This window comes from Nocardioides sp., assembly GCF_036405735.1.
Classification (GTDB): Bacteria; Actinomycetota; Actinomycetes; order Propionibacteriales; family Nocardioidaceae; genus Nocardioides.
Genome location: NZ_DASWXC010000067.1, coordinates 1 through 21,461, shown reverse-complemented (window position 1 = coordinate 21,461; position 21,461 = coordinate 1). Strand labels below are relative to the sequence as shown.

The following is a 21,461-nucleotide window of genomic DNA, read 5'->3' as shown; positions in this document are numbered from 1 at the left end:
GCGGTACGCCGGTGCCGCGCCGTACCACACGACCGGCTCGTTTTGACCCCTCCCGACCGGGCCCGTAGCCTTGTGCGGTCGTGACTCCTGCCGCTCTCCCGACCGCGCACGGTCGAGGGGGCAGTCCCGGACAGCTCAGCTGAGCCGGGCCGTGTTCGTCAGAAGCCACGAGCAGCACCACCCGGCGGGCGACCGTCCGCCGGTCCGAACGAACGAATGAGGCACACGTGCGTACCTACGCTCCGAAGCCGGGCGACGTCGAGCGCGCCTGGCACGTGATCGACGCGACCGACGTCCGTCTCGGCCGCCTCGCGGTGCAGGTGGCGAACCTGCTGCGCGGCAAGCACAAGGCGATCTTCGCCCCGAACGCGGACACCGGTGACTTCGTCATCGTCATCAACGCCGAGAAGGTCTCCCTCTCCGGCAACAAGCGCACCGCGAAGCTCGCCTACCGTCACTCGGGTTACCCGGGCGGTCTGACGGCGACCCCGATCGGCGAGGTCCTGGACAAGGACGCTCGCAAGGCGATCGAGAAGGCTGTGTGGGGCATGCTCCCGAAGAACAAGCTCGGTCGGCAGATGCTGAAGAAGCTCAAGGTCTACTCCGGCCCGACGCACCCCCACCAGGCCCAGCAGGCCGTCCCGTTCGAGATCCAGCAGATCTCCCAGTAATCGATTTTGAGCTGAGGAACTTTAGTGTCTGAGAACGCAGTACACGAGACTGGCGAGGTCGAGGAGACCTTCGAGACCGACGAGCAGGGCGTCGCCTACACCTCCGAGAGCGCCCCGTCGGCCGACACCCCGGCCCGTCCCGCCACCATCGCCCCGGCCGGTGCCACCGGTCGCCGCAAGGAGGCCGTCGCCCGCGTCCGGATCGTCCCGGGCACCGGCAACTGGACCATCAACGGCCGCACCATCGAGGACTACTTCCCGAACAAGCTGCACCAGCAGGTCGCGAACGAGCCGTTCGCCACGCTGCAGCTCGAGGGTCGCTTCGACGTCATCGCGCGCATCCACGGCGGCGGCATCGCCGGCCAGGCCGGCGCGCTGCGTCTCGGCGTGGCCCGCGCGCTGAACGCCGTGGACGTGGAGGCCAACCGCCCGTCCCTGAAGAAGGCCGGTCTGCTCACCCGCGACGCCCGCGTCGTGGAGCGCAAGAAGGCCGGTCTCAAGAAGGCCCGCAAGGCCTCGCAGTTCTCGAAGCGCTGATCTTCGAAGAATCGCTGCCTGTATGGCTCGCCTTTTCGGCACGGACGGGGTCCGGGGCCTGGCGAACGGTGAGATCCTCACCGCTTCGCTGGCCCTGGACCTCTCCGTTTCCGCAGCCCAGGTCCTCGCCGACGCCGGCCAGTTCGAGGGCCACCGCCCCCGGGCGGTCGTCGGCCGGGACCCTCGCATCTCCGGCCAGTTCCTCGAGGCCGCCGTCGCGTCGGGGCTGGCCTCCGCCGGCGTCGACGTCCTCGACCTCGGCATCGTCCCGACGCCGGGCATCGCCTACCTGACCGGTGCGCTCGACGCCGACCTCGGTGTCGTCATCACCGCGTCGCACAACCCGATGCCGGACAACGGCATCAAGTTCCTCGCGCGCGGCGGCGTGAAGCTCGACGACGTCCTCGAGGACGCGATCGAGCAGCGTCTCGGCAAGCCGTGGACGCACCCCACGGGCGCCGAGGTGGGCCGGATCGGCTTCTACCACGGCGGCATCGACGACTACGTCGACCACCTGGTCGCCACGCTCACCGGCCCGCTCACCGGGCTGACGGTCGTGCTCGACTGCGCGAACGGCGCCGCCCACGAGTCCGCCCCGCTCGCCTTCGAGCGGGCCGGCGCCACCGTGATCGCGATCAACGACAAGCCGACCGGACTCGACATCAACGACGGGGTGGGGTCGACCCACCTCGACGGCATCCGTGCGGCCGTGGTCGCCCACGGCGCCGACGCCGGCTTCGCCTTCGACGGCGACGCCGACCGGTGCCTCGCGGTCGACGCGACCGGCGAGGTCGTCGACGGCGACCAGATCATGGGCGTCCTCGCCCTCGCGCTGCGCGACGCCGGCCGGCTCGCCTCCGACACGCTGGTCGCCACCGTGATGAGCAACCTCGGCCTGCACCAGGCCATGCGGGCCGCCGGCATCACCCTGCGCACCACGGCCGTCGGTGACCGCTATGTGCTCGAGGACATGAAGGCCGGCGGCTACTCACTGGGCGGCGAGCAGTCCGGCCACGTCATCATGAGCGAGCACGCCACCACCGGAGACGGCACGCTCACCGCGCTCCAGCTCGCGCAGCAGATGGTCGTGACCGGTCGCCCGCTGGCCGAGCTCGCCGCGGTCGTCACCCGGTTCCCGCAGGTGCTCGTCAACGTCGGCGGGGTCGACAAGAGCCGAGCCGACGACCCCGAGTTGCTCGCGGCGGTCGCCGCCGAGGAGTCCGCGCTCGGCGACTCCGGTCGGGTGCTGCTGCGTCCGTCCGGCACCGAGAGCCTGGTCCGCGTCATGGTCGAGGCGCCCACCGCCGACCAGGCCACCGCCGTCGCCGAGCGGCTCGCGGCCGTCGTACGCACGCGGCTGGCGCTCTGAGGCGACCGGGTCTCGATACGCTCGCTGGCGCTCGCTACTCGACCAACGAGGTTCGCTGGTCGAGTAGCCCTCGCGAGGAACGAGCGAGGGCGTATCGGGGCCTACAGCTTGCGCAAGCGGACGTAGCGGACCGAGTGGTCCTTGTCCTTGCGGAGCACGAGGGTGGCGCGGGAACGGGTGGGCAGCACGTTCTGCACCAGGTTGGGGCCGTTGATGGTGTCCCAGATCCGCTCGGCCTCGGCGATCGCCTCGTCGTGGGTGAGGGAGGCGTACTTGGAGAAGTACGACGAGGGGTTGCGGAACGCCGTCTCGCGCAGCCGCAGGAAGCGCTCGACGTACCACTGCCGGATGTGCGTGGTGCCGGCGTCGACGTAGACGGAGAAGTCGAAGAAGTCCGAGACGCCGAGGCCGGCGCGGCCGTCCTCGCGCACGCGCGCCGGCTGCAGGACGTTGAGGCCCTCGACGATGACGATGTCGGGGCGCTTGATGACGACCTTCTCGTCGGGGACGACGTCGTAGACCAGGTGGGAGTACACCGGCGCCTCCACCTCGTCCTTGCCGGACTTGATGTCGACGACGAACTTCAGCAGCGCCCGCCGGTCGTAGGACTCCGGGAAGCCCTTGCGGTGCATGAGCCCGCGGCGCTCCAGCTCGGCGTTGGGGTAGAGGAAGCCGTCGGTGGTCACCAGCGCGACGTTGGGGTGCTCGGGCCAGTGCGCCAGCATCTGCTGCAGCACGCGGGCGGTAGTGGACTTGCCGACGGCGACCGAGCCCGCCACACCGATGACGAACGGCGTGCGCGGGGGAGTGGTGCGGTGCAGGAACGCCTCCTGCTCCCGGTGCAGCTGGCCGGCGGAGGAGACGTAGAGCGAGAGCAGTCGCGACAGGGGCAGGTAGACCTGCTGCACCTCGCGGAGGTCGATCTGGTCCCCGAGGCCCTGCAGGTGCTCGAGCTCCTCGGCCGTGAGCGGGCTCTCGGTCTCGTGGGCGAGCTTCGCCCAGGCCTCGCGGTCCAGCTCGAGGTACGGCGAGGACTCGCGGCCCTCGGCTCCTTCGGGGACGGTGCCGTTCGCGCTGCCACCGTCGACCGGCCGCTCCTGGGACGCCATGCGCGCGATTCTTCCGCACGAGTCGCAGAAGCCGGCCACGGGCACCCGCGCACGTAGACTGCGATGCCATGTGCGGGATCGTGGGATACGTCGGGGAGCGGTCGGCCGAGACGGTCGTGATCGAGGGGCTGCGCCGGCTGGAGTACCGCGGGTACGACTCCGCGGGCATCGCGGTCGTCGACACCGGCGCGAGCGAGCCCGTGCTCGCCATGCGCAAGAAGGCCGGCAAGCTGGCCAACCTCGAGAAGGTGCTCGCCGACGACGCCATCCCGACCGCCACCATCGGCGTCGGCCACACCCGCTGGGCCACCCACGGCGGCCCGACCGACGCCAACGCCCACCCGCACGCCGGCGACCGTCGCCGCGTGGCCGTGGTCCACAACGGCATCATCGAGAACTTCGCCGAGCTGCGCGCCGAGCTCACGGCAGCCGGCCACACCCTGGCCTCGGAGACCGACACCGAGGTGGCCGCCCACCTGCTCGAGCTCGAGCTCGAGGCCGGCCACGACCTCACGGTCGCGATGCAGCGCGTGTGTCAGCGGCTCGAGGGCGCCTTCACCTTCGTCGCCGTCGACAGCCACGACACCTCCCGCATCGTCGGCGCCCGCCGCAACAGCCCGCTGGTGGTCGGCATCGGCGAGGGCGAGAACTTCCTCGGCTCCGACGTGGCGGCCTTCATCGAGCACACCCGCGAGGCGATGGAGCTCGGCCAGGACCAGGTCGTCACGATCACGCGCGACGGCGTGTCGGTCAGCGACTTCGACGGTACGCCGTCCGAGGGCCGCCGCTACCACGTCGACTGGGACCTCTCGGCGGCCCAGAAGGACGGCTACGACTGGTTCATGCGCAAGGAGATCTTCGAGCAGCCGCGCGCGGTGGCCGACTCCCTGCTCGGCCGCCACGGCGCCAACGGCCTGCTGCAGCTCGACGAGATGCGGCTCTCGGACCAGGAGCTGCGCGAGATCGACAAGATCATCATCATCGCGGCCGGCACCTCGTTCTACGCCGGCATGGTGGCCAAGTACGCCATCGAGCACTGGTGCCGCATCCCGGTGGAGGTCGAGCTCTCCAGCGAGTTCCGCTACCGCGACCCGATCCTGGACTACTCCACCCTCGTGGTCGCGATCTCGCAGTCCGGCGAGACCGCCGACACCCTCCAGGCGATCCGCCACGCCCGCGCGCAGCGCTCGAAGGTGCTCGCCATCTGCAACACCAACGGCTCGACGATCCCACGCGAGTCCGACGCGGTGATCTACACCCACGCCGGCCCGGAGATCGGCGTCGCCTCGACCAAGGGCTACGTCACCCAGCTGGTCGCCTGCTACCTGCTGGCGCTCTACCTCGCCCAGGTCAAGGGCACCCGGTTCGGCGACGAGGTCACCCAGGTGGTCGAGCAGCTCGAGGCGATCCCGGCCCAGATGGAGCGGGTGCTGGAGAAGGCAGAGGAGGTCTACGCCCTCGCCCGGCAGCACGTCGACAAGAAGTCCTTCCTCTTCCTCGGCCGCCACGCCGGCTACCCGGTGGCGCTCGAGGGCGCCCTGAAGCTCAAGGAGCTGGCCTACCTGCACGCGGAGGGCTTCGCGGCCGGCGAGCTCAAGCACGGCCCGATCGCCCTGGTCGAGGACGGTCTGCCGGTGCTGTGCGTGGTCCCGCCCCAGGGCCGCGACCAGCTGCACGACAAGATGCTGTCGGGCATCCAGGAGGTCCGCGCCCGCGGCGCCCGCACCATCGTGCTGGCCGAGGAGGGCGACGACCGCATCGCGCCGTACGCCGACGCGCTGATCACGCTGCCGACGGTGCCGGTGCTGCTCCAGCCGCTGGTCGCCGTGGTCCCGCTGCAGCTGTTCGCCTGCGAGCTGGCCACCGCCATGGGTCACGACGTCGACCAGCCGCGCAACCTGGCCAAGTCAGTGACGGTGGAATGATCCTCGGCGTCGGTATCGACGTGTGCGACATCGAGCGGTTCGCCGCGACGCTGGAGCGCACCCCGGGCCTGCGGGAGCGGCTCTTCACGCCCGCCGAGCGGGAGCGCCGCGACGCGTCGCTGGCGGCGCGGTTCGCCGCCAAGGAGGCCCTCGCCAAGTCGCTCGGGGCGCCCCAGGGACTTGCCTGGCACGACGCCGAGGTGGTGTCGGAGGACTCGGGCCGGCCGCTGTTCGAGCTGCGCGGGACGGTGCGCGCCCGGGCCGACGAGCTCGGCGTCGCCCGCGTGCACCTGTCGCTGTCGCACGACGCCGGGATCGCCTCCGCCATGGTGGTGCTGGAGGGCTGACGCCGGCGGACACCGTCGCTATAGTCGCCTGATGGCCACGGATTCAGTGGTCATCGGTCGCAACCTCGACCGGATCCGTGACAAACGCGTGAGCAGGTGGCTGTGATGACCGGGGCACCCGACGACGACCTCGCCCGGACGCTGGACCGGGCCCACGTCTTCCACTCCTGGTCGGCCCAGGCAGCGCTGGACCCGCTCGTCATCGCCGGCGGCAAGGGGTGCCGGCTGTGGGACCACGCCGGGCGGGAGTACCTAGACTTCTCCAGCCAGCTGGTCAACACCAACATCGGGCACCTGCACCCCCGCGTGGTCGAGGCGATCCAGCGGCAGGCCGCCGTACTGCCGACCGTCGCGCCGGCCACCGCCAACCTCGTCCGCGGCGAGGCGGCCGCCCGCATCCTGGGGCGCGCCCCCGACGGCTTCGCCAAGGTCTTCTTCACCAACGGCGGCGCCGACGCGATCGAGAACGCCGTCCGGATGGCCCGGCTCCACACCGGGCGCGACAAGGTGCTCTCGGCCTACCGCAGCTACCACGGCAACACCGGCGCGGCGATCGTCGCCACCGGCGACTGGCGCCGGGTGCCCAACGAGTTCGCCCGCGGGCACGTCCACTTCTTCGGCCCCTACCTCTACCGCTCGGAGTTCTGGGCCACCACCGCCGAGCAGGAGTGCGAGCGGGCGCTGCACCACCTGCGGCGGGTGCTCGAGGCCGAGGGGCCGGCCAGCGTGGCCGCCGTACTCCTCGAGACGATCCCGGGGACCGCGGGCGTGCTGGTCCCGCCGCCGGGCTACCTCGCCGGCGTGCGCGCGCTGTGCGACGAGTACGGCGTGCTGCTGATCCTCGACGAGGTGATGGCCGGCTTCGGCCGGACCGGGGACTGGCTGGCGCTCGACGCCTACAACGTCGACGGCACCGTCGTGCCGGACCTCATCACCTTCGCCAAGGGGGTGAACTCCGGCTACGTGCCCGTCGGCGGCGTCATCATCAGCGAGCCCATCGCGGCGACGTTCGACGAGCGGGTCTTCCCCGGCGGTCTGACCTACAGCGGTCACCCGCTGGCGGCGGCCTCGATCGTGGCGACGCTCGACGCGATGGCGGAGGAGGGGATCGTCGACAACGCCAAGCGGATCGGCCGCGACGTGCTCGGCCCCGGCCTGGCCGCGCTCGCCGAGAAGCACGACGTGATCGGCGAGGCGCGCGGCATGGGCGTGTTCTGGGCCCTGGAGCTGGTCGCCGACCGCGACACCCGGGCGCCGGTCGACGCCGCGACCATGGGCCGGGTCAAGGCGGGGTTGCTGGAGCGCGGCCTGATCCCGTTCGTTGCCGACAACCGGATCCACGTCGTACCGCCGTGCGTCGTCACCGACGCCGAGGTCGCGGAGGCGCTGGAGATGTACGACGACGTCCTGGGAGGACTGTGATGACCACGACCGTGGACCACTGGATCGGCGGTGCCGCCGTGCCGGGCGCGGGCGACCGGCTCGGACCGGTCTACGACCCGGCCCTCGGCGAGGTGACCAAGCAGGTGCGCCTCGGGACCGCGGCCGACGTGGACGCCGCGGTGAGCGCCGCCCGGAGCGCCTTCGAGGGCTGGTCGCAGGCCTCCGTGGCGCGCCGCAACCAGGTGCTGTTCGCCTTCCGCGAGCTGTTCCACGCGCGCACCGCCGAGCTCGCCGAGATCATCACCTCCGAGCACGGCAAGGTGCTCTCCGACGCGGCCGGCGAGATCGCCCGGGGCCTGGAGGTCGTGGAGTTCGCCTGCGGGATGCCGCACCTGGCGAAGGGCGCCTTCTCCGACAACGTCTCCACCGGCGTCGACGTGTACTCCCTGCGCGAGCCGCTCGGCGTGGTCGGCCTGATCACGCCGTTCAACTTCCCGGTGATGGTCCCGATGTGGTTCGCGCCGATCGCGATCGCGCTGGGCAACGCCGTCGTACTCAAGCCGTCGGAGAAGGATCCCTCGGCCGCCAACTGGATCGCCGCGCTGTGGCAGGAGGCCGGGCTGCCCGACGGCGTCTTCAACGTCGTGCACGGCGACAAGGAGGCGGTCGACGCGCTGCTCACCCACCCCGACGTCGCGTCGATCTCGTTCGTCGGATCGACCCCGATCGCGCGGTACGTCTACGAGACCGGCACCGCCGCCGGGAAGCGGGTCCAGGCGCTCGGCGGCGCGAAGAACCACATGCTGGTGCTGCCCGACGCCGACCTCGACCTGGTCGCCGACGCCGCGGTCAACGCGGGCTTCGGCTCCGCGGGCGAGCGGTGCATGGCGGTCTCGGTGGTGCTCGCCGTCGACACCATCGCCGACGAGCTCGTCGCCAGGGTCGCGGACCGGATGGCCGGCCTGCGCACCGGCGACGGCCGGCGCGGCTGCGACATGGGCCCGCTGGTCACGCGCGAGCACCGGGACACCGTGGCGTCGTACGTCGACCGGGCGGTGAGCGACGGCGCGACCGTGGTCGTCGACGGCCGCAAGGCGGAGTTCGACGGCGCGCCCGACGGCTTCTGGCTCGGTCCGACGCTGGTCGACCGGGTGCCGGTGGACTCGGCGGTCTACACCGACGAGATCTTCGGGCCGGTGCTCTCGGTGGTCCGCGTGGCGGGCTACGAGGAGGGTGTCGAGCTGATCAACGCCAGCCCGTACGGCAACGGGACCGCGATCTTCACCAACGACGGCGGTGCCGCGCGGCGGTTCCAGCGGGAGGTGCAGGTCGGGATGATCGGGGTCAACGTGCCGATCCCGGTGCCGGTCGCCTACCACTCCTTCGGCGGCTGGAAGGCCTCCCTCTTCGGCGACGCGAAGGCGTACGGCACCCACGGCGTCGACTTCTTCACCCGCGAGAAGGCGGTCACCGCCCGGTGGCCCGACCCCTCCCACGGGGGAATCAACCTCGGCTTCCCGCGCAACCACTGACCTGCGCCGCCCGAGCTACACGCTGTCTCGCCGCGCGCAAAGTGTCACCGTGACCGTTGCAAACTGTCACGGTGACGGTTTGGGCCGAGAGTGACACTCCCGAGGGTCACGCTCGCCGCAAAGTGTCACGGTGACACTTTGCGGGCGGCGGCCACTAGCGTGACGGCGTGAGGTTCGCGCACACGGTCGAGCAGGTCCGCGCTGTCGAGGCGACGCTGTTGGCCCAGCTCCCGGAGGGCGCGCTGATGCAGCGCGCGGCCGCCGGACTGGCGTCGGCGCTGATCGACTTCCTCGGTGGCGCCTACGGGCGGCGGGTCCTGCTGCTGGTCGGCCCGGGCGACAACGGCGGCGACGCGCTGTACGCCGGCGCGCGGCTCGCCCGCCGGGGCGCGGCCGTCGAGGCCTGGCTGCTCGCCGACCGCGCCCACGAGGGCGGGCTCGCTGCGCTCCGTGCCGCCGGCGGTCGGGTGGGTGCCCCGCGACCACTGCGAGCCGGCGCGGTCGACGTCGTCGTCGACGGGATCGTCGGCATCGGCGGCCGACCGGGCCTGCCGGACCACGTCGCGGAGGCGGTCATCCCGATCCACCCGTCCATCCCGCTCGTGGCCGTCGACGTACCGAGCGGCGTCGACGTCGACACCGGGGAGACCGGCGCGATGCACCTGCGTGCCGACCTCACCGTCACCTTCGGCACGCACAAGGTCGCCCACCTCGTCGACCCCGCCGCCACCGCCTGCGGCGCCGTGCACCTGGTCGACCTCGGGTTCGGCGACGCTTCGACTGCGATCGGGCAGGCCGAGATGGAGGCGCTGCAGCCGCTCGACGTCGCCCGGCTGCTGCCGCACCCGGCGCCGCACGCGCACAAGTACACCCGTGGCGTCGTCGGCGTGCGCGCCGGCTCGGCCACCTACCCCGGCGCCGCACTGCTCGCCGTCGCCGGCGCGAACACCGGCCTCGCCGGCATGGTGCGCTACGTCGGCAGCGCGGCCGACACCGTCAAGCAGCACCATCCCGAAGTGGTCGGCGACGGGCGCGTGCAGGCGTGGGTGGTCGGCCCCGGGACGGCCGACGAGGCAGGCGCGCAGCTGGCCGCCGCGCTCGAGGACGGGGTTCCCGTGGTGGTGGATGCGGACGCGTTGGGGGAGTGGTCTCGACACGCCTCGCTGCGCTCGTCGGCTCGACCACCGGGAGCGGGGGGAGTTGTGCTCACTCCGCACGCGGGCGAGCTCGCCGCGATGCTCGGCGTCGAGCGGGCCAGCATCGAGGCCGCGCCGCTGCGACACGCCCGGTTCGCGGCGCAGCGGTACGACGCCGTCGTACTCCTCAAGGGACGCCACACGCTGATCGCCCGGCCCGACGGGCGCACCCGGGTGACGACCGTCGGGACGCCGTGGCTGGCCAGCGCCGGTGCGGGCGACGTGCTGGCAGGCGTCATCGGGTCACTGCTGGCCGCCGGACTGGACCCCTTCGACGCGGCCAGCGTCGGCTCGTGGGTGCACGGGGCGGCGGCGACGCTGGCCTCGGCGGGCGGCCCGCTGGTCGCCGGGCAGGTCGCCGCGGCGGTGCCGCAGGTGGTGCGCGACCTGCCGGCGGGACCCGGTGGGACAATGAGGGCATGAGTGGGGCCGCGACGACGCAGACGAGAGCGGAGATCGTCGTCGACCTCGCAGCGATCCGCCACAACGTCGCGCGGCTGACCGCCCACACGGGCGTCCCGGTGATGGCGGTCGTCAAGGCGGACGGCTACGGCCACGGCATGGTCGAGTCCGCGCGAGCCGCGCGCGAGGGCGGCGCCGCCTGGCTCGGCGTGGCGACGCTCGACGAGGCGCTCACGGTGCGCAACGCGGGCGACGCCGGCCCGCTGCTGTGCTGGCTGCTCCTGCCCGGGGACGACCTGGCCGCGGGGATCACCGCCGGAGTCGACCTCACGGCGTACACCGTCGCCGAGCTCGACGACCTGGCCACCGCTGCTGCCCGCGCGGGCCGCCCCGCCCGCGTGCAGCTCAAGATCGACACCGGACTCTCCCGCGGCGGCGCCACGATGGCGCAGTGGCCGGGCGTCGTCGCCCGCGCCCGCGCCGGCGAGGAGGCCGGCAGCTGGACGATCACCGGCATCTGGTCCCACTTCGCCTCCAGCGAGGTGCCCGACGACCCCGCCAACGACGCCCAGGAGAAGCTCTTCCGCGAGGCGCTCGACCTCGCCGCCGAGGCGGGCCTGCGCCCCGAGGTGCGGCACCTGGCCAACTCCGCGGCGGCACTGCTGCGACCCAGCGCCCGCTTCGACCTGGTCCGCTGCGGCATCGCGGCGTACGGCCTCGACCCCGCCCCGCAGCTCGCCGACAGCCCGTGGCCCGGCCTCGGCCTGCGGCCCGCGATGACGGTGCGCGCGCCGCTCACGCTGGTCAAGCACGTCGCGGCCGGCGCCGCGGTGTCGTACGGCGGCCTGTGGGTCGCGCCGGGGGCGACGACGCTGGGTCTGGTGCCCGTGGGGTACGCCGACGGGGTGCCGCGACAGGCGGCCAACCGCGGCGCGGCGCTGGTCGCGGGACGCCGCCGTCCGCTGCGGGGCGCGGTGTGCATGGACCAGTTCGTCGTCGACCTCGGCGGGGACGAGCCGCCGGTCGGCGAGCCGGTGCTCCTCCTCGGTCCCGGCGACGCGGGGGAGCCGACCGCCCAGGACTGGGCCGAGGTCAGTGGCACGATCAGCTACGACATCGTCACGCGGCTCGGCGGCCGGCTGGTCCGGCGCCACGTCGACACCGCACGAGACGAGACGGCACAGGACGAGACGGCACAGGACATCGGGCAGGGAGAGGGTTCGCCATGGGCGTGACCGGACGGATCGCCGGGCTGACGGCCGGTGCGGCAGGAGTGGCCGCAGCGGGTACAGCGCTCCGTGTGGCACAACGACGACGGCTCATCTCGCGGCGGGTCGGGGACCCGCCGGCGTTCGGCAGCCTGCACTCCCCGCCCCGCACGATCATCGCCGAGGACGGCGTGCCGCTCCACGTGGAGGTCGACGAGGTCGACGAGGCGCGGCGGGGGAGCAGCGCGCCGGCAGTGACGATCGTCTTCGTCCACGGCTACACGCTGAACCTCAACTGCTGGCACTTCCAGCGCGCCGCCTACCGCGGCCTGGTGCGCACCGTGTTCTACGACCAGCGCTCGCACGGCCGCTCCGGCCGCGGCAGCATCACCAAGGGCACCATCGACCAGCTCGGCCGCGACCTCAAGTGCGTCATCGACGCGGTCGTGCCGGACGGTCCTGTCGTGCTCGTCGGCCACTCGATGGGCGGCATGACGATCGTCGCGCTGGCCCAGCAGTTCCCGGAGCTGTTCGGCACCAAGGTGCTCGGCGCGGCCCTCATCTCGACGACGGCCGGCGGCCTGGACCCCTCCCGAGTGCTCTTCCCGATGGTTCCGTCGCGGATCGGCGCGGGCATCACGCACGGCACCATCCGGGCGCTCGGCCGGGGCCACCGTGCGGTCGACGGCGTACGCCGGATCGGCCGCTCGCTGGCCACCGTGCTGACCGACGCGTTCGCCTTCGGCGACGAGGTCCCGGCGTCGTACGTCGAGTTCGTGGACGACATGATCGCCGCCACGCCCTTCCAGGTCGCCGCGGAGTTCTTCCCGGGGTTCCGCGAGCTCGACAAGTTCGACCATGTCGGCATCCTGGGGGCCGTCCCGACCACGGTCGTCTGCGGCACCGCGGACCGGCTCACCTCGGTCGGCCACAGCCGCAAGCTGCACAGCCGGATCCCCGGCTCCACGCTGCTGGAGTGCGACAACGCCGGGCACATGGTGATCATGGAGCGACACGGCCAGGTCAACGCCGCCCTCGACCAGCTGCTGGCCGCGGCGGCCGAGCGCGAGCAGCGCGCATGACCGCTGTCGACAGCGCGCTGCAGGTGCGTCACGTCGGGCCGGAGGCCGCCGCCACCGTGCTCGCCATCGTGCAGGAGGCGTTCCGGGCCCGCCCGCCGCTCGACCCGCCCGCCGACGCCCTGGCCGAGACAGCCGAGACGATGGCGGCCCGGCTGGCGCCGTACGGCGGCCTGCTGGCCAGCCTCGGCGACGAGCCGGTCGGGGCGCTGGTGCTGGACCCGGTCGCCGACGAGCACGGCCGGACGATGTACCTGCGCCGCTTCGCGGTGCTCCCGCTCCACCAGGGCGCCGGCATCGCCCACGCGCTCGTGGAGGCGGCCGTGGCCGACGCCGAGGCGCACGGCGGGTTCGTCGACGTGACCGTCGTCGCCCGTGAGGAGCTGCCCCGGACCGTGCGGTTCTGGGAGCGCCAGGGCTTCCGGGAGATCGCCCGGCGCGGCCCGAACGTCGAGCTGCGACGCCCGCTGACGACCCATGTAGTCGAGGTGGAGGAGCCGGAGGCGATGCGCGCGCTCGGCGAGCGGCTGGCCCGCCAGCTCCGCGCGGGCGACCTGCTGGTGCTGACCGGCGAGCTCGGCGCCGGAAAGACGACGTTCACCCAGGGGCTCGGCGCGGGGCTGCGGGTGCGCGGCGACATCACCTCGCCGACGTTCGTCATCGCGCGGGTGCACCCCTCCGAGGCGGGCGGGCCCGCGCTGGTCCACGTCGACGCCTACCGCCTCGGTGGCGGAGCCGGCTCCCGCCGACAGGACCCGCGTGCGGAGCTGGACGACCTCGACCTCGACACCGAGCTCGACGAGGCGGTGACGGTCGTGGAGTGGGGCGAGGGCATCGCCGAGGGGCTGGCGGAGTCGCGCCTCGAGATCCGGATCATGCGTGCGTTGACCGTGGACGAGCTGGAGGGCGACCTGGACCCCCGCCGCGTCGAGATCACTCCCGTCGGCCCGCGCTGGCACGGCATCGACTGGGCCGCCGTCGACGAGAGGCTGGCCCGATGACCATCCTGCTCGCCTTCGACACCGCCACACCGCAGGTCAGCGCGGCGCTGTACGCCGACGATGCCGTGATCGCCGAGCTCGTCGCCGAGCGGCCGATGAAGCACGGCGAGCAGCTCGCGCCGCTCGTCGACCGGTTGCTGCGGCAGACCGGTACCGACCGACACGACCTGACCGCGATCGCGGTCGGCGCGGGGCCGGGACCCTTCACCGGCCTGCGGGTCGGACTGGTCACCGCCCGCACGCTCGGGCACGTCCTCGACATCCCCGTCTACGCCGCCTGCACCCTCGACGTGCTCGCCGCCGAGGCCGTGGGGACCGGCGCGGTGTCCGGCCGGTTCATGGTGGCCACCGACGCGCGGCGCAAGGAGGTCTACCTCGCCGGCTACGACGAGGACGGCGCGCGGCTCTCCGGACCGGTCGTGGAGCGGCCGGCCACGGTGGCCACGGACCTGCCCGTCGTGGGCGAGGGGGCCACGCTCTACCCCGACGCCTTCCCGAACGCCGTCGGTCCCGCGCGGCCCTCGGCCGGCTGGCTGGCCCGGGTGGTCGCGGAGGAGCGGGCCGAGCTGCTCGACCCCGAGCCGCTGTACCTGCGCCGCCCCGACGCCGAGACCGCCGCCTCGACCGCCGCCTCGACCTCAGCGGGCCGGTGAGGATCCGGCCGGGCGCGCCCGACGACGTCGCCGAGGTCGCGGCGCTCGAGGAGACCGCCTTCCCGACCGACGCCTGGCCGGCCGGCTACCTCGCCGAGGCGGTCGCCGGCGAGCTGCCGACCGTCCGGCTGCTTGTCGCCGAGGTCGACGACCGGGTGGTCGGCCACGCGATCCTCAGCACCGTCTTCGAGATCGCCGAGCTGCAGCGGATCGCCGTGCTGCCGGCGTACCGGCGTGGTGGGGTGGCTCGCGCCCTGCTCGCCGAGGTCGTCGCCCAGGCGACCGAGGAGGGCGCGGACCGGCTGCTGCTCGAGGTGCGGGAGAACAACGCCCCCGCGCTCGCCTTCTACGCCGCCGCCGGGTTCGCCGAGATCGACCGGCGTGAGGCGTACTACCGCGACGGCACGACCGCCGTCGTCCTGCAGCGAGAGCTGTCCACCGGTCCGTGAGGGCGGGCACCTGACCTCCTCCGCCGCGACACGCCGGTCGGAGGTTGGTGGCGTCAGGTGCCTGGCGCGCCGGGAGTTCAGGGGTTCGGCACAATGAGCGGGTGAGCGACGAGCCGCTGGTGCTGGGGATCGAGACCTCCTGCGACGAGACAGGGGTCGGGATCGTGCGCGGGCACACGCTGCTCGCCGACGCCGTCGCGAGCAGCGTGGAGGAGCACGTCCGGTACGGCGGCGTGGTGCCCGAGGTCGCCTCGCGTGCGCACCTGGAGGCGATGGTGCCGACCGTCGAGCGGGCCTGCGAGACCGCCGGCATCCGGCTGAGCGACGTCGACGCGATCGCGGTCACCAGCGGACCGGGCCTGGCCGGCGCGCTGCTGGTCGGCGTCGCGGCCGCCAAGGCGCTGGCGCTGGGCCTGGGCAAGCCGCTGTACGGCGTCAACCACCTCGCCTCGCACGTCGCGGTCGACCAGCTCGAGCACGGTCCGCTCCCCGAGCCGTGCATCGCCATGCTGGTCAGCGGCGGGCACTCCTCGCTGCTGCGCGTCACGGACGTGACCGGCGAGCACGGCGGCGTGGACCCGATGGGCGCGACCATCGACGACGCGGCCGGCGAGGCGTTCGACAAGGTCGCCCGGCTGCTCGGCCTGGGGTTCCCGGGCGGGCCGGTCATCGACCGGGAGGCCCGCTCCGGGTCCTCGGTCGCCATCGACTTCCCGCGCGGACTGACCTCGCGCCGTGACCTGGAGCGGCACCGGTTCGACTTCTCCTTCTCCGGGCTCAAGACCGCGGTCGCGCGGTGGGTCGAGGCGCGCGAGCGCTCCGGCGAGCCGGTGCCGATCGCGGATGTCGCCGCGTCGTTCCAGGAGGCGGTCTGCGACGTACTGGTCCGCAAGGCCCTGGACGCCGCGGCCTCCGAGGGCATCGAGGACCTCGTCATCGGTGGCGGCGTGGCCGCGAACTCCCGGCTCCGGGTGCTCGCGGAGTCGCGCGCCGGTGACCTCGGCATCCGGGTGCGGGTGCCGCGGCCGGGGCTGTGCACCGACAACGGCGCCATGGTCGCCGCGCTGGGTGCCGAGATGGTCGCCCGCGGCCGCACGCCCTCCGCGCTCGACCTGCCCGCCGACTCCTCCCAGCCGATCACCAGCGTCCTGGTCTGAGGGCTGGCGGCTCGGCGCGGACGTCATACGACCTGGCTGCCCTGGCGACCGCCTCGTATGACGTCCGGGGAGGTCATACGGTCTGGCTGTCAGGGCGACCGCCTCGTATGACGTCCGCCTGGAGGGGACGGGAGCGTCAGGGCAACATCAGCACCGGTACGCCGTCAGGGCCGTCAGGGCCACCCGGCAGCGGACCGACGAGGTCCTCCTCGTCGCCGTCGAGGGTCAACCGCACCAGGAACGTCCCCACACCCTCGCGGTCGACGACGGCCAGCAGCGAGCCGTTGGTCTCCCAGGCGACGTCGAGGATCGTGCCGTCGGGATCGAGCGTCGCGTCCACGATGTCGTCGTCGACACCCACGATGTAGCCCTTGGTGGGGCCGTACCCGTCGCTGCGGACGTCGACGGCGTACAGGTGGCGCCCGTCGGGGGCGAACTCCATCCGGCTGAGGTTGCAGTCGCGCCAGAGCATCGCGCCGCGCTCCACGCTCCACAGTCCGCTGCAGCCGCCCTCGTCGGTGACCGAGATCTGCCCGGCGACGAACCGGCCGTCCGCCGAGACGTCGCTGACCGAGCCGAGCGCGGGCACGAACGGCTGGGCCATCGCGTCGGGGTGCCGGCTGACCAGGTTGGTCACGGTGCCGTCAGGAAGCATCCCTTGCAGCACGACCCGGCAGTCGTCGCCGGTGCGCACGTCGCCGCAGGTATCGCCGAGCAGCGCCACCACGGTGGGGTTCCCGAGCTCCACGCCACTGAGCCGGGCACCCGGCAGGTCGGTCACGGCGTCGTCGCGCCCGACCACGACGACCGAGCCGTCCGGCCTGGTCCAGGCGGCCGCGTCCCCGGAGGCATCCGTGACGACCCGACCGGACAGCGGCGACGGGCCGCCGATCTCCCCGTCGCGATCGCCATCGACCGACACCACCTCGAGGCCACCGTCGTCGGTGGAGCGCGTCAGGATCATCCGGCCGTCGGCGAGCAGGGCGACGTCCTGCCAGTCACCGTCGGGCAGGGCGGTCCTCCCGCCGTCGGGCCGGAGCAGCGCGTCGTCGCGGACGTAGGGGACCAGCGGGTCGTCGAGGACGGGCGGCGACGGCGTACGGGTGGCCGGGGTGGGCGAGGGCCGGTCCGTCACCTCGGGCGCGACCAGCGCCGCCGGCACGGCGAGCGCCGCGACCGCCGCGGCGACGCCGAGGACGGCGGTACGCCGCTGCCGCCGCCGGATCCGTCGCGCACGACCGGCGACGGCGTCGAAGGTCAGCGGCGCGTCGGTCAGCGCGTCGCCGCGGCGACCCAGCTCGCGACGCAGCCGGGTCTCGAGATCGGGGGTCATCGTTCCTCCCGAGGGTCGAGGTGGTCGGGGGTCCGCTCGCGCAGCGCGGCCAGGGCGCGGCTGGTCTGGGACTTCACGGTCCCCACCGAGACGCCGAGGGTCTCGGCCGTCTCACGCTCGCTGAGCTGTTCGTAGTACCGCAGGACCAGCACCGCGCGGGCCCGTCCCGGCAGGCCCTGGACCAGCTCCCACAGCGCGGCGCCGGTGCCGTCGTCGTACGGCGCGTCCACGCCGGTTTCGGGCAGCGTGGGGCTGGCGACCTCGTGCCGGCGCCAGGACCGTCGCCACAGCGAGGTGGTCTCGTTGACGAGGATGCGACGCACGTAGCCGTCGATGGCGCCCTCGTCGCGGACCCGGTCCCAGGCGAGGTAGAGCTTGGCGAGCGCGGTCTGGAGCACGTCCTCGGCCTGGTGCCGGTCGCCGGTGAGGAGGTAGGCGGTGCGCAGCAGCGCCGGCTGACGCCCCTCGAGGTACGCCGTGAAGTCGGCGTCCCGGTCCGACCGGTCGCTCCGCGCGCGCATGCTCACCTCCGACGGCACCTGCGACGGCACCTGCGACGGCACCTTCGACGGGGTAGCCGACACTCGCATCCTCCACCTCCACGGCTCTCGAGGGGAGGACGCAGCGTGCGCACGAAAGGTTGCAGTCGAGTCCCGGGTCGTGGCCCCTCGGTTCCCGGGTCCTGGCCCTAGAACGGCCGCACGAGCAGGCAGGTCCCTTCGCCGGCCACCCGCGTGAGCACGATGGTGGCCTCGTTGGGGCCGGCCAGCGACAGTCGCCGCCGCAGCTGGTCGGGCTCGACGCTGACGCCGCGCTTCTTGATCGTGAGCCGGCCGATGCCGCGCTCGCGCAGCGCCGCCTTCAGCGCCCGCTCGCGGTAGGGGAGCTCCTCGAGCACCTGGTAGCCACGGGCGAACGGCGTGCGGAACGACTGCGACGAGGTCACGTAGGCGATGCGCTCGTCGAGCAGACCGCCGCCGACCCCGGCGGCCACGGCGGTGACCAGGCCGGCGCGGATCACGGCGCCGTCGGGCTCGTAGAGGTACTCCGCGACGGGCGCCACCCCCACGGCCGCCACGCCGGGGTCGTCCTCGTCGGTCAGCGTCGCGAGACCGCCGTCGCCGATCACGGTCGCGCGCCGGCGTACCGTCGCCAGGCGGCCGGACCACAGCGCCGCCTCCTTCACGTCGCCGTGGTCGCTGACCCACTCCGCCTCGACGGTGTCGGGCACCATCTCGTGCGGGATCCCCGGCGCCACCTTGACGCAGGCGTCGCGCGCGAGCAGGCCGAGCACGAACGACCACGGCGGCGTCCAGCCCTCCGCGTCCCACACCCGGCCCCGCTCGCCACGGCGCGCGGGGTCGGCGAAGGCGACATCGAAGGGGGAGTGGTCGACCTCGGTCGCGTCGGCCACCTGCACCGCGCCGGGCAGCCCGAGCGCGTCGAGGTTGGCCTGGGCGACGGCGACCCGGACGGGGTCCAGATCGACGCCCGCGGCCGTGATGCCGGCGCGGGCGGTGGCGATCAGGTCACCGCCGATCCCGCACCCCAGGTCGACCACGCTGGCGGCCTGGAACGCCACCAGCCGGCCCGCGCGGTGCGCGGCGACCGGGAGCCGGGTCGCCTGCTCCAGCCCGTCGGGCGTGAAGTACATCGACGCCGCCAGCTCGCCGAACTTCGCGGTCGCCCGGGCGCGCAGCTCCACCTGGGTCATCGCGGCGGCGACGTACGCCGGCTCGGCGCCGTCCTTGCGGAGCACGGTGTGCGCGCGGAGCGGATCGGCCGTCCCGACCTCCTCGGCCCGCGTCAGCAACCGCTGCCCGGCGTCGGTCAGCAGCCAGCGGAAGGCGTCGAGGTCCACGGGCCGATCCTTGCAGCCCGAGCCTGCCCTAGCACTCATCCGGGGTGAGTGCTAACGTCTGATCTGGCACTCTCCCCGCGAGTGTGCCAGCGCCTGCCGAGCCAGGGGACGACCCCCGCGACGGCGTCCGGGGACGCAGGCGCCAGACGTGAACATTCGCCTATCGAAGTGTGAAGGGGAGGTCGACACCGTGTCGATCAACATCAAGCCTCTCGAGGACCGCATCGTCGTCAAGCAGGTCGAGGCTGAGCAGACCACCGCCTCCGGCCTGGTGATCCCGGACACCGCCAAGGAGAAGCCGCAGGAGGGCGAGGTCCTCGCGATCGGCCCCGGTCGCATCGACGACAACGGCAACCGCGTCCCGCTCGACGTCAAGGTCGGCGACAAGGTCATCTACAGCAAGTACGGCGGCACCGAGGTCAAGTACGGCGGCAACGAGTACCTGATCCTCTCGGCGCGCGACATCCTCGCGGTCGTCGAGTCCTGATCCACGACGCTGGGACGTCATACGCGCTGGTCGCCTGAGCAACCGGCCCGTATGACGTCCCGCTTCGTTTTCACCACCTGATTCAAGGGAGAGTCATGCCGAAGATCCTGGAGTTCGACGAGAACGCCCGCCGTGCCCTCGAGCGCGGCGTCGACGCGCTCGCCAACGCCGTCAAGGTCACGCTCGGCCCCAAGGGCCGCTACGTCGTGCTGGACAAGAAGTGGGGCGCGCCGACCATCACCAACGACGGCGTCACCGTCGCGCGTGAGGTCGAGCTCGACGACCCGTTCGAGAACCTCGGTGCCCAGCTGACGAAGGAGGTCGCCACCAAGACCAACGACGTCGCCGGTGACGGCACCACCACCGCCACCGTGCTCGCCCAGGCGCTGGTCCACGAGGGCCTGCGCGCCGTGGCCGCGGGCGCCAACCCGATGGGCCTCAAGCGAGGCATGGACCAGGCCGCCGCCGCGGTCGGCGACGCGCTGCGCGAGGCCGCCCGCGATGTCGACAGCAAGGAGGACATGGCCGCGGTCGCGACCATCTCCAGCCGCGACGCGCACATCGGCGACCTGCTCGCCGACGCCTTCGACAAGGTCGGCAAGGACGGCGTCATCACCGTCGAGGAGTCCAACACCACGGGCACCGAGCTCGAGTTCACCGAGGGCATGCAGTTCGACAAGGGCTACATCTCGGCGTACTTCGTCACCGACCCGGAGCGGATGGAGGCCGTCCTCGACGACCCCTACATCCTCATCCACCAGGGCAAGATCTCCGCCGTCGCGGACCTGCTGCCGCTGCTGGAGAAGGTCATCCAGACCGGCAAGCCGCTCTTCATCCTCGCCGAGGACGTCGAGGGCGAGGCGCTCTCGACCCTGGTCGTCAACAAGATCCGCGGCACGTTCAACGCCGTCGCGGTCAAGGCCCCGGCCTTCGGCGACCGCCGCAAGGCGATGCTGCAGGACATCGCCACCCTCACCGGTGGCCAGGTCATCGCCCCCGAGGTCGGCCTCAAGCTCGACCAGGTCGGTCTCGAGGTGCTCGGCAAGGCCCGCCGCGTCGTCATCACCAAGGACAACACCACGATCATCGACGGCGCCGGTGACGCCGCCGAGGTCGAGGGCCGCGTCAACCAGATCAAGGCCGAGATCGACAACACCGACTCCGACTGGGACCGTGAGAAGCTCCAGGAGCGCCTCGCGAAGCTGGCCGGCGGCGTGTGCGTCATCAAGGTCGGCGCGCACACCGAGGTGGAGCTGAAGGAGAAGAAGCACCGCATCGAGGACGCCGTCTCCGCGACCCGCGCCGCGATCGAGGAGGGCATCGTCGCCGGTGGCGGCTCCGCCCTCATCCACGCCGTCGCCGCGCTGGACAACGACCTCGGCCTGACCGGTGACGAGGCGGCCGGCGTCCGGATCGTCCGCAAGGCCGCGGACGAGCCGCTGCGCTGGATCGCCGAGAACGGCGGCGAGAACGGCTACGTCATCACCACCAAGGTCCGCGAGCTCGGGGTCGGCAACGGCTACAACGCCGCCACCGGCGAGTACGGCGACCTCGTCGCCCAGGGCGTCATCGACCCGGTCAAGGTCACCCGCTCGGCGCTCGTCAACGCCGTTTCCATCGCGGGCATGCTGCTCACGACCGAGACCCTGGTCGTCGACAAGCCCGAGGACGAGGAGCCCGCCGCGGCCGGTGGTCACGGTCACGGTCACGGTCACTGACCGAACGCCTCACCACCGAGTCGGCACGTCCTCGCCTGAGAGGA

General features: G+C 72.8%; 20 protein-coding genes. 16 read left to right on the top strand and 4 right to left on the bottom strand.

Annotated elements, in window-relative coordinates; translation table 11 throughout:
- Nucleotides 1-227 precede the first annotated feature (227 nt).
- The 3 genes from rplM to glmM are packed head-to-tail and all read left to right on the top strand — an operon-like array spanning nt 228 to nt 2,577.
- Nucleotides 228-671: a 50S ribosomal protein L13 gene (gene rplM / locus VGE38_RS10490; RefSeq protein ID WP_331142490.1), complete on the top strand. Its 444-nt coding sequence runs from the start codon at nt 228-230 to the stop codon at nt 669-671.
- A 24-nt stretch (nt 672-695) separates the two neighbouring features.
- Complete coding sequence (gene rpsI / locus VGE38_RS10485) at nt 696-1,208, top strand: 30S ribosomal protein S9 (RefSeq protein ID WP_331142489.1); 513 nt, start codon at nt 696-698, stop codon at nt 1,206-1,208.
- A gap of 22 nt (nt 1,209-1,230) precedes the next feature.
- On the top strand, nt 1,231-2,577 hold the full coding sequence (glmM, locus tag VGE38_RS10480; RefSeq protein ID WP_331142488.1) for a phosphoglucosamine mutase: 1,347 nt from the start codon (nt 1,231-1,233) through the stop codon (nt 2,575-2,577).
- A 101-nt stretch (nt 2,578-2,678) separates the two neighbouring features.
- Here the strand turns inward: glmM and coaA are convergent, their stop codons facing one another.
- Nucleotides 2,679-3,686, bottom strand: coding sequence for a type I pantothenate kinase (coaA, locus tag VGE38_RS10475; RefSeq protein WP_331142487.1), 1,008 nt, complete (start codon nt 3,684-3,686; stop codon nt 2,679-2,681).
- Nucleotides 3,687-3,754: 68 nt separating this feature from the next.
- Here coaA and glmS point away from each other — a divergent pair, with 68 nt between their 5' ends.
- The 11 genes from glmS to tsaD all read left to right on the top strand — a co-directional run bounded on the left by glmS (nt 3,755) and on the right by tsaD (nt 16,018).
- The gene (gene glmS / locus VGE38_RS10470) at nt 3,755-5,611 is read left to right on the top strand and encodes a glutamine--fructose-6-phosphate transaminase (isomerizing) (protein ID WP_331142486.1); all 1,857 of its coding nucleotides are present in this window, start codon (nt 3,755-3,757) and stop codon (nt 5,609-5,611) included.
- The gene (locus VGE38_RS10465) at nt 5,608-5,958 is read left to right on the top strand and encodes a holo-ACP synthase (RefSeq protein ID WP_331142485.1); all 351 of its coding nucleotides are present in this window, start codon (nt 5,608-5,610) and stop codon (nt 5,956-5,958) included. Before glmS ends, VGE38_RS10465 begins: the two co-directional genes overlap by 4 nt.
- A gap of 105 nt (nt 5,959-6,063) precedes the next feature.
- Nucleotides 6,064-7,380, top strand: coding sequence for an aspartate aminotransferase family protein (locus VGE38_RS10460; RefSeq protein ID WP_331142484.1), 1,317 nt, complete (start codon nt 6,064-6,066; stop codon nt 7,378-7,380).
- Nucleotides 7,380-8,873, top strand: a complete 1,494-nt coding sequence (locus VGE38_RS10455; protein ID WP_331142483.1) for a CoA-acylating methylmalonate-semialdehyde dehydrogenase — start codon at nt 7,380-7,382, stop codon at nt 8,871-8,873. The genes VGE38_RS10460 and VGE38_RS10455 overlap by 1 nt, the downstream gene beginning before the upstream one ends.
- Nucleotides 8,874-9,040: 167 nt before the next feature.
- Nucleotides 9,041-10,492, top strand: coding sequence for an NAD(P)H-hydrate dehydratase (locus VGE38_RS10450; RefSeq protein WP_331142482.1), 1,452 nt, complete (start codon nt 9,041-9,043; stop codon nt 10,490-10,492).
- Complete coding sequence (gene alr, locus VGE38_RS10445) at nt 10,489-11,706, top strand: alanine racemase (protein WP_331142481.1); 1,218 nt, start codon at nt 10,489-10,491, stop codon at nt 11,704-11,706. Before VGE38_RS10450 ends, alr begins: the two co-directional genes overlap by 4 nt.
- Complete coding sequence (locus tag VGE38_RS10440) at nt 11,697-12,761, top strand: alpha/beta fold hydrolase (protein ID WP_331142480.1); 1,065 nt, start codon at nt 11,697-11,699, stop codon at nt 12,759-12,761. The genes alr and VGE38_RS10440 overlap by 10 nt, the downstream gene beginning before the upstream one ends.
- Entirely contained in the window at nt 12,758-13,759 is a 1,002-nt protein-coding gene (tsaE, locus tag VGE38_RS10435; protein ID WP_331142479.1) for a tRNA (adenosine(37)-N6)-threonylcarbamoyltransferase complex ATPase subunit type 1 TsaE, read from the top strand. Before VGE38_RS10440 ends, tsaE begins: the two co-directional genes overlap by 4 nt.
- Nucleotides 13,756-14,412 carry a tRNA (adenosine(37)-N6)-threonylcarbamoyltransferase complex dimerization subunit type 1 TsaB gene (gene tsaB / locus VGE38_RS10430; protein WP_331142478.1) on the top strand — a complete coding sequence of 219 codons (657 nt, stop codon included), beginning with the start codon at nt 13,756-13,758 and terminating at the stop codon, nt 14,410-14,412. The genes tsaE and tsaB overlap by 4 nt, the downstream gene beginning before the upstream one ends.
- Nucleotides 14,409-14,861 carry a ribosomal protein S18-alanine N-acetyltransferase gene (gene rimI, locus VGE38_RS10425; protein ID WP_331142477.1) on the top strand — a complete coding sequence of 151 codons (453 nt, stop codon included), beginning with the start codon at nt 14,409-14,411 and terminating at the stop codon, nt 14,859-14,861. Before tsaB ends, rimI begins: the two co-directional genes overlap by 4 nt.
- Before the next feature lie 101 nt (nt 14,862-14,962).
- On the top strand, nt 14,963-16,018 hold the full coding sequence (tsaD, locus tag VGE38_RS10420; RefSeq protein WP_331142476.1) for a tRNA (adenosine(37)-N6)-threonylcarbamoyltransferase complex transferase subunit TsaD: 1,056 nt from the start codon (nt 14,963-14,965) through the stop codon (nt 16,016-16,018).
- Nucleotides 16,019-16,154: 136 nt separating this feature from the next.
- Here the strand turns inward: tsaD and VGE38_RS10415 are convergent, their stop codons facing one another.
- The 3 genes from VGE38_RS10415 to VGE38_RS10405 all read right to left on the bottom strand — a co-directional run bounded on the left by VGE38_RS10415 (nt 16,155) and on the right by VGE38_RS10405 (nt 19,212).
- The gene (locus VGE38_RS10415) at nt 16,155-17,351 is read right to left on the bottom strand and encodes a hypothetical protein (RefSeq protein WP_331142475.1); all 1,197 of its coding nucleotides are present in this window, start codon (nt 17,349-17,351) and stop codon (nt 16,155-16,157) included.
- Nucleotides 17,348-17,872, bottom strand: a complete 525-nt coding sequence (locus VGE38_RS10410) for a SigE family RNA polymerase sigma factor (RefSeq protein WP_331142474.1) — start codon at nt 17,870-17,872, stop codon at nt 17,348-17,350. The genes VGE38_RS10415 and VGE38_RS10410 overlap by 4 nt, the downstream gene beginning before the upstream one ends.
- A 167-nt stretch (nt 17,873-18,039) precedes the next feature.
- Nucleotides 18,040-19,212 (bottom strand): class I SAM-dependent methyltransferase, encoded by a 1,173-nt coding sequence (locus VGE38_RS10405; protein WP_331142473.1) that lies wholly within the window; start codon nt 19,210-19,212, stop codon nt 18,040-18,042.
- A 190-nt stretch (nt 19,213-19,402) separates the two neighbouring features.
- Between VGE38_RS10405 and groES the strand changes: the two genes are divergently transcribed.
- Entirely contained in the window at nt 19,403-19,699 is a 297-nt protein-coding gene (gene groES, locus VGE38_RS10400) for a co-chaperone GroES (RefSeq protein ID WP_331142472.1), read from the top strand.
- Nucleotides 19,700-19,794: 95 nt separating this feature from the next.
- Nucleotides 19,795-21,417 (top strand): chaperonin GroEL, encoded by a 1,623-nt coding sequence (gene groL / locus VGE38_RS10395; RefSeq protein ID WP_331142471.1) that lies wholly within the window; start codon nt 19,795-19,797, stop codon nt 21,415-21,417.
- The last annotated feature ends 44 nt before the right edge of the window (nt 21,418-21,461 follow it).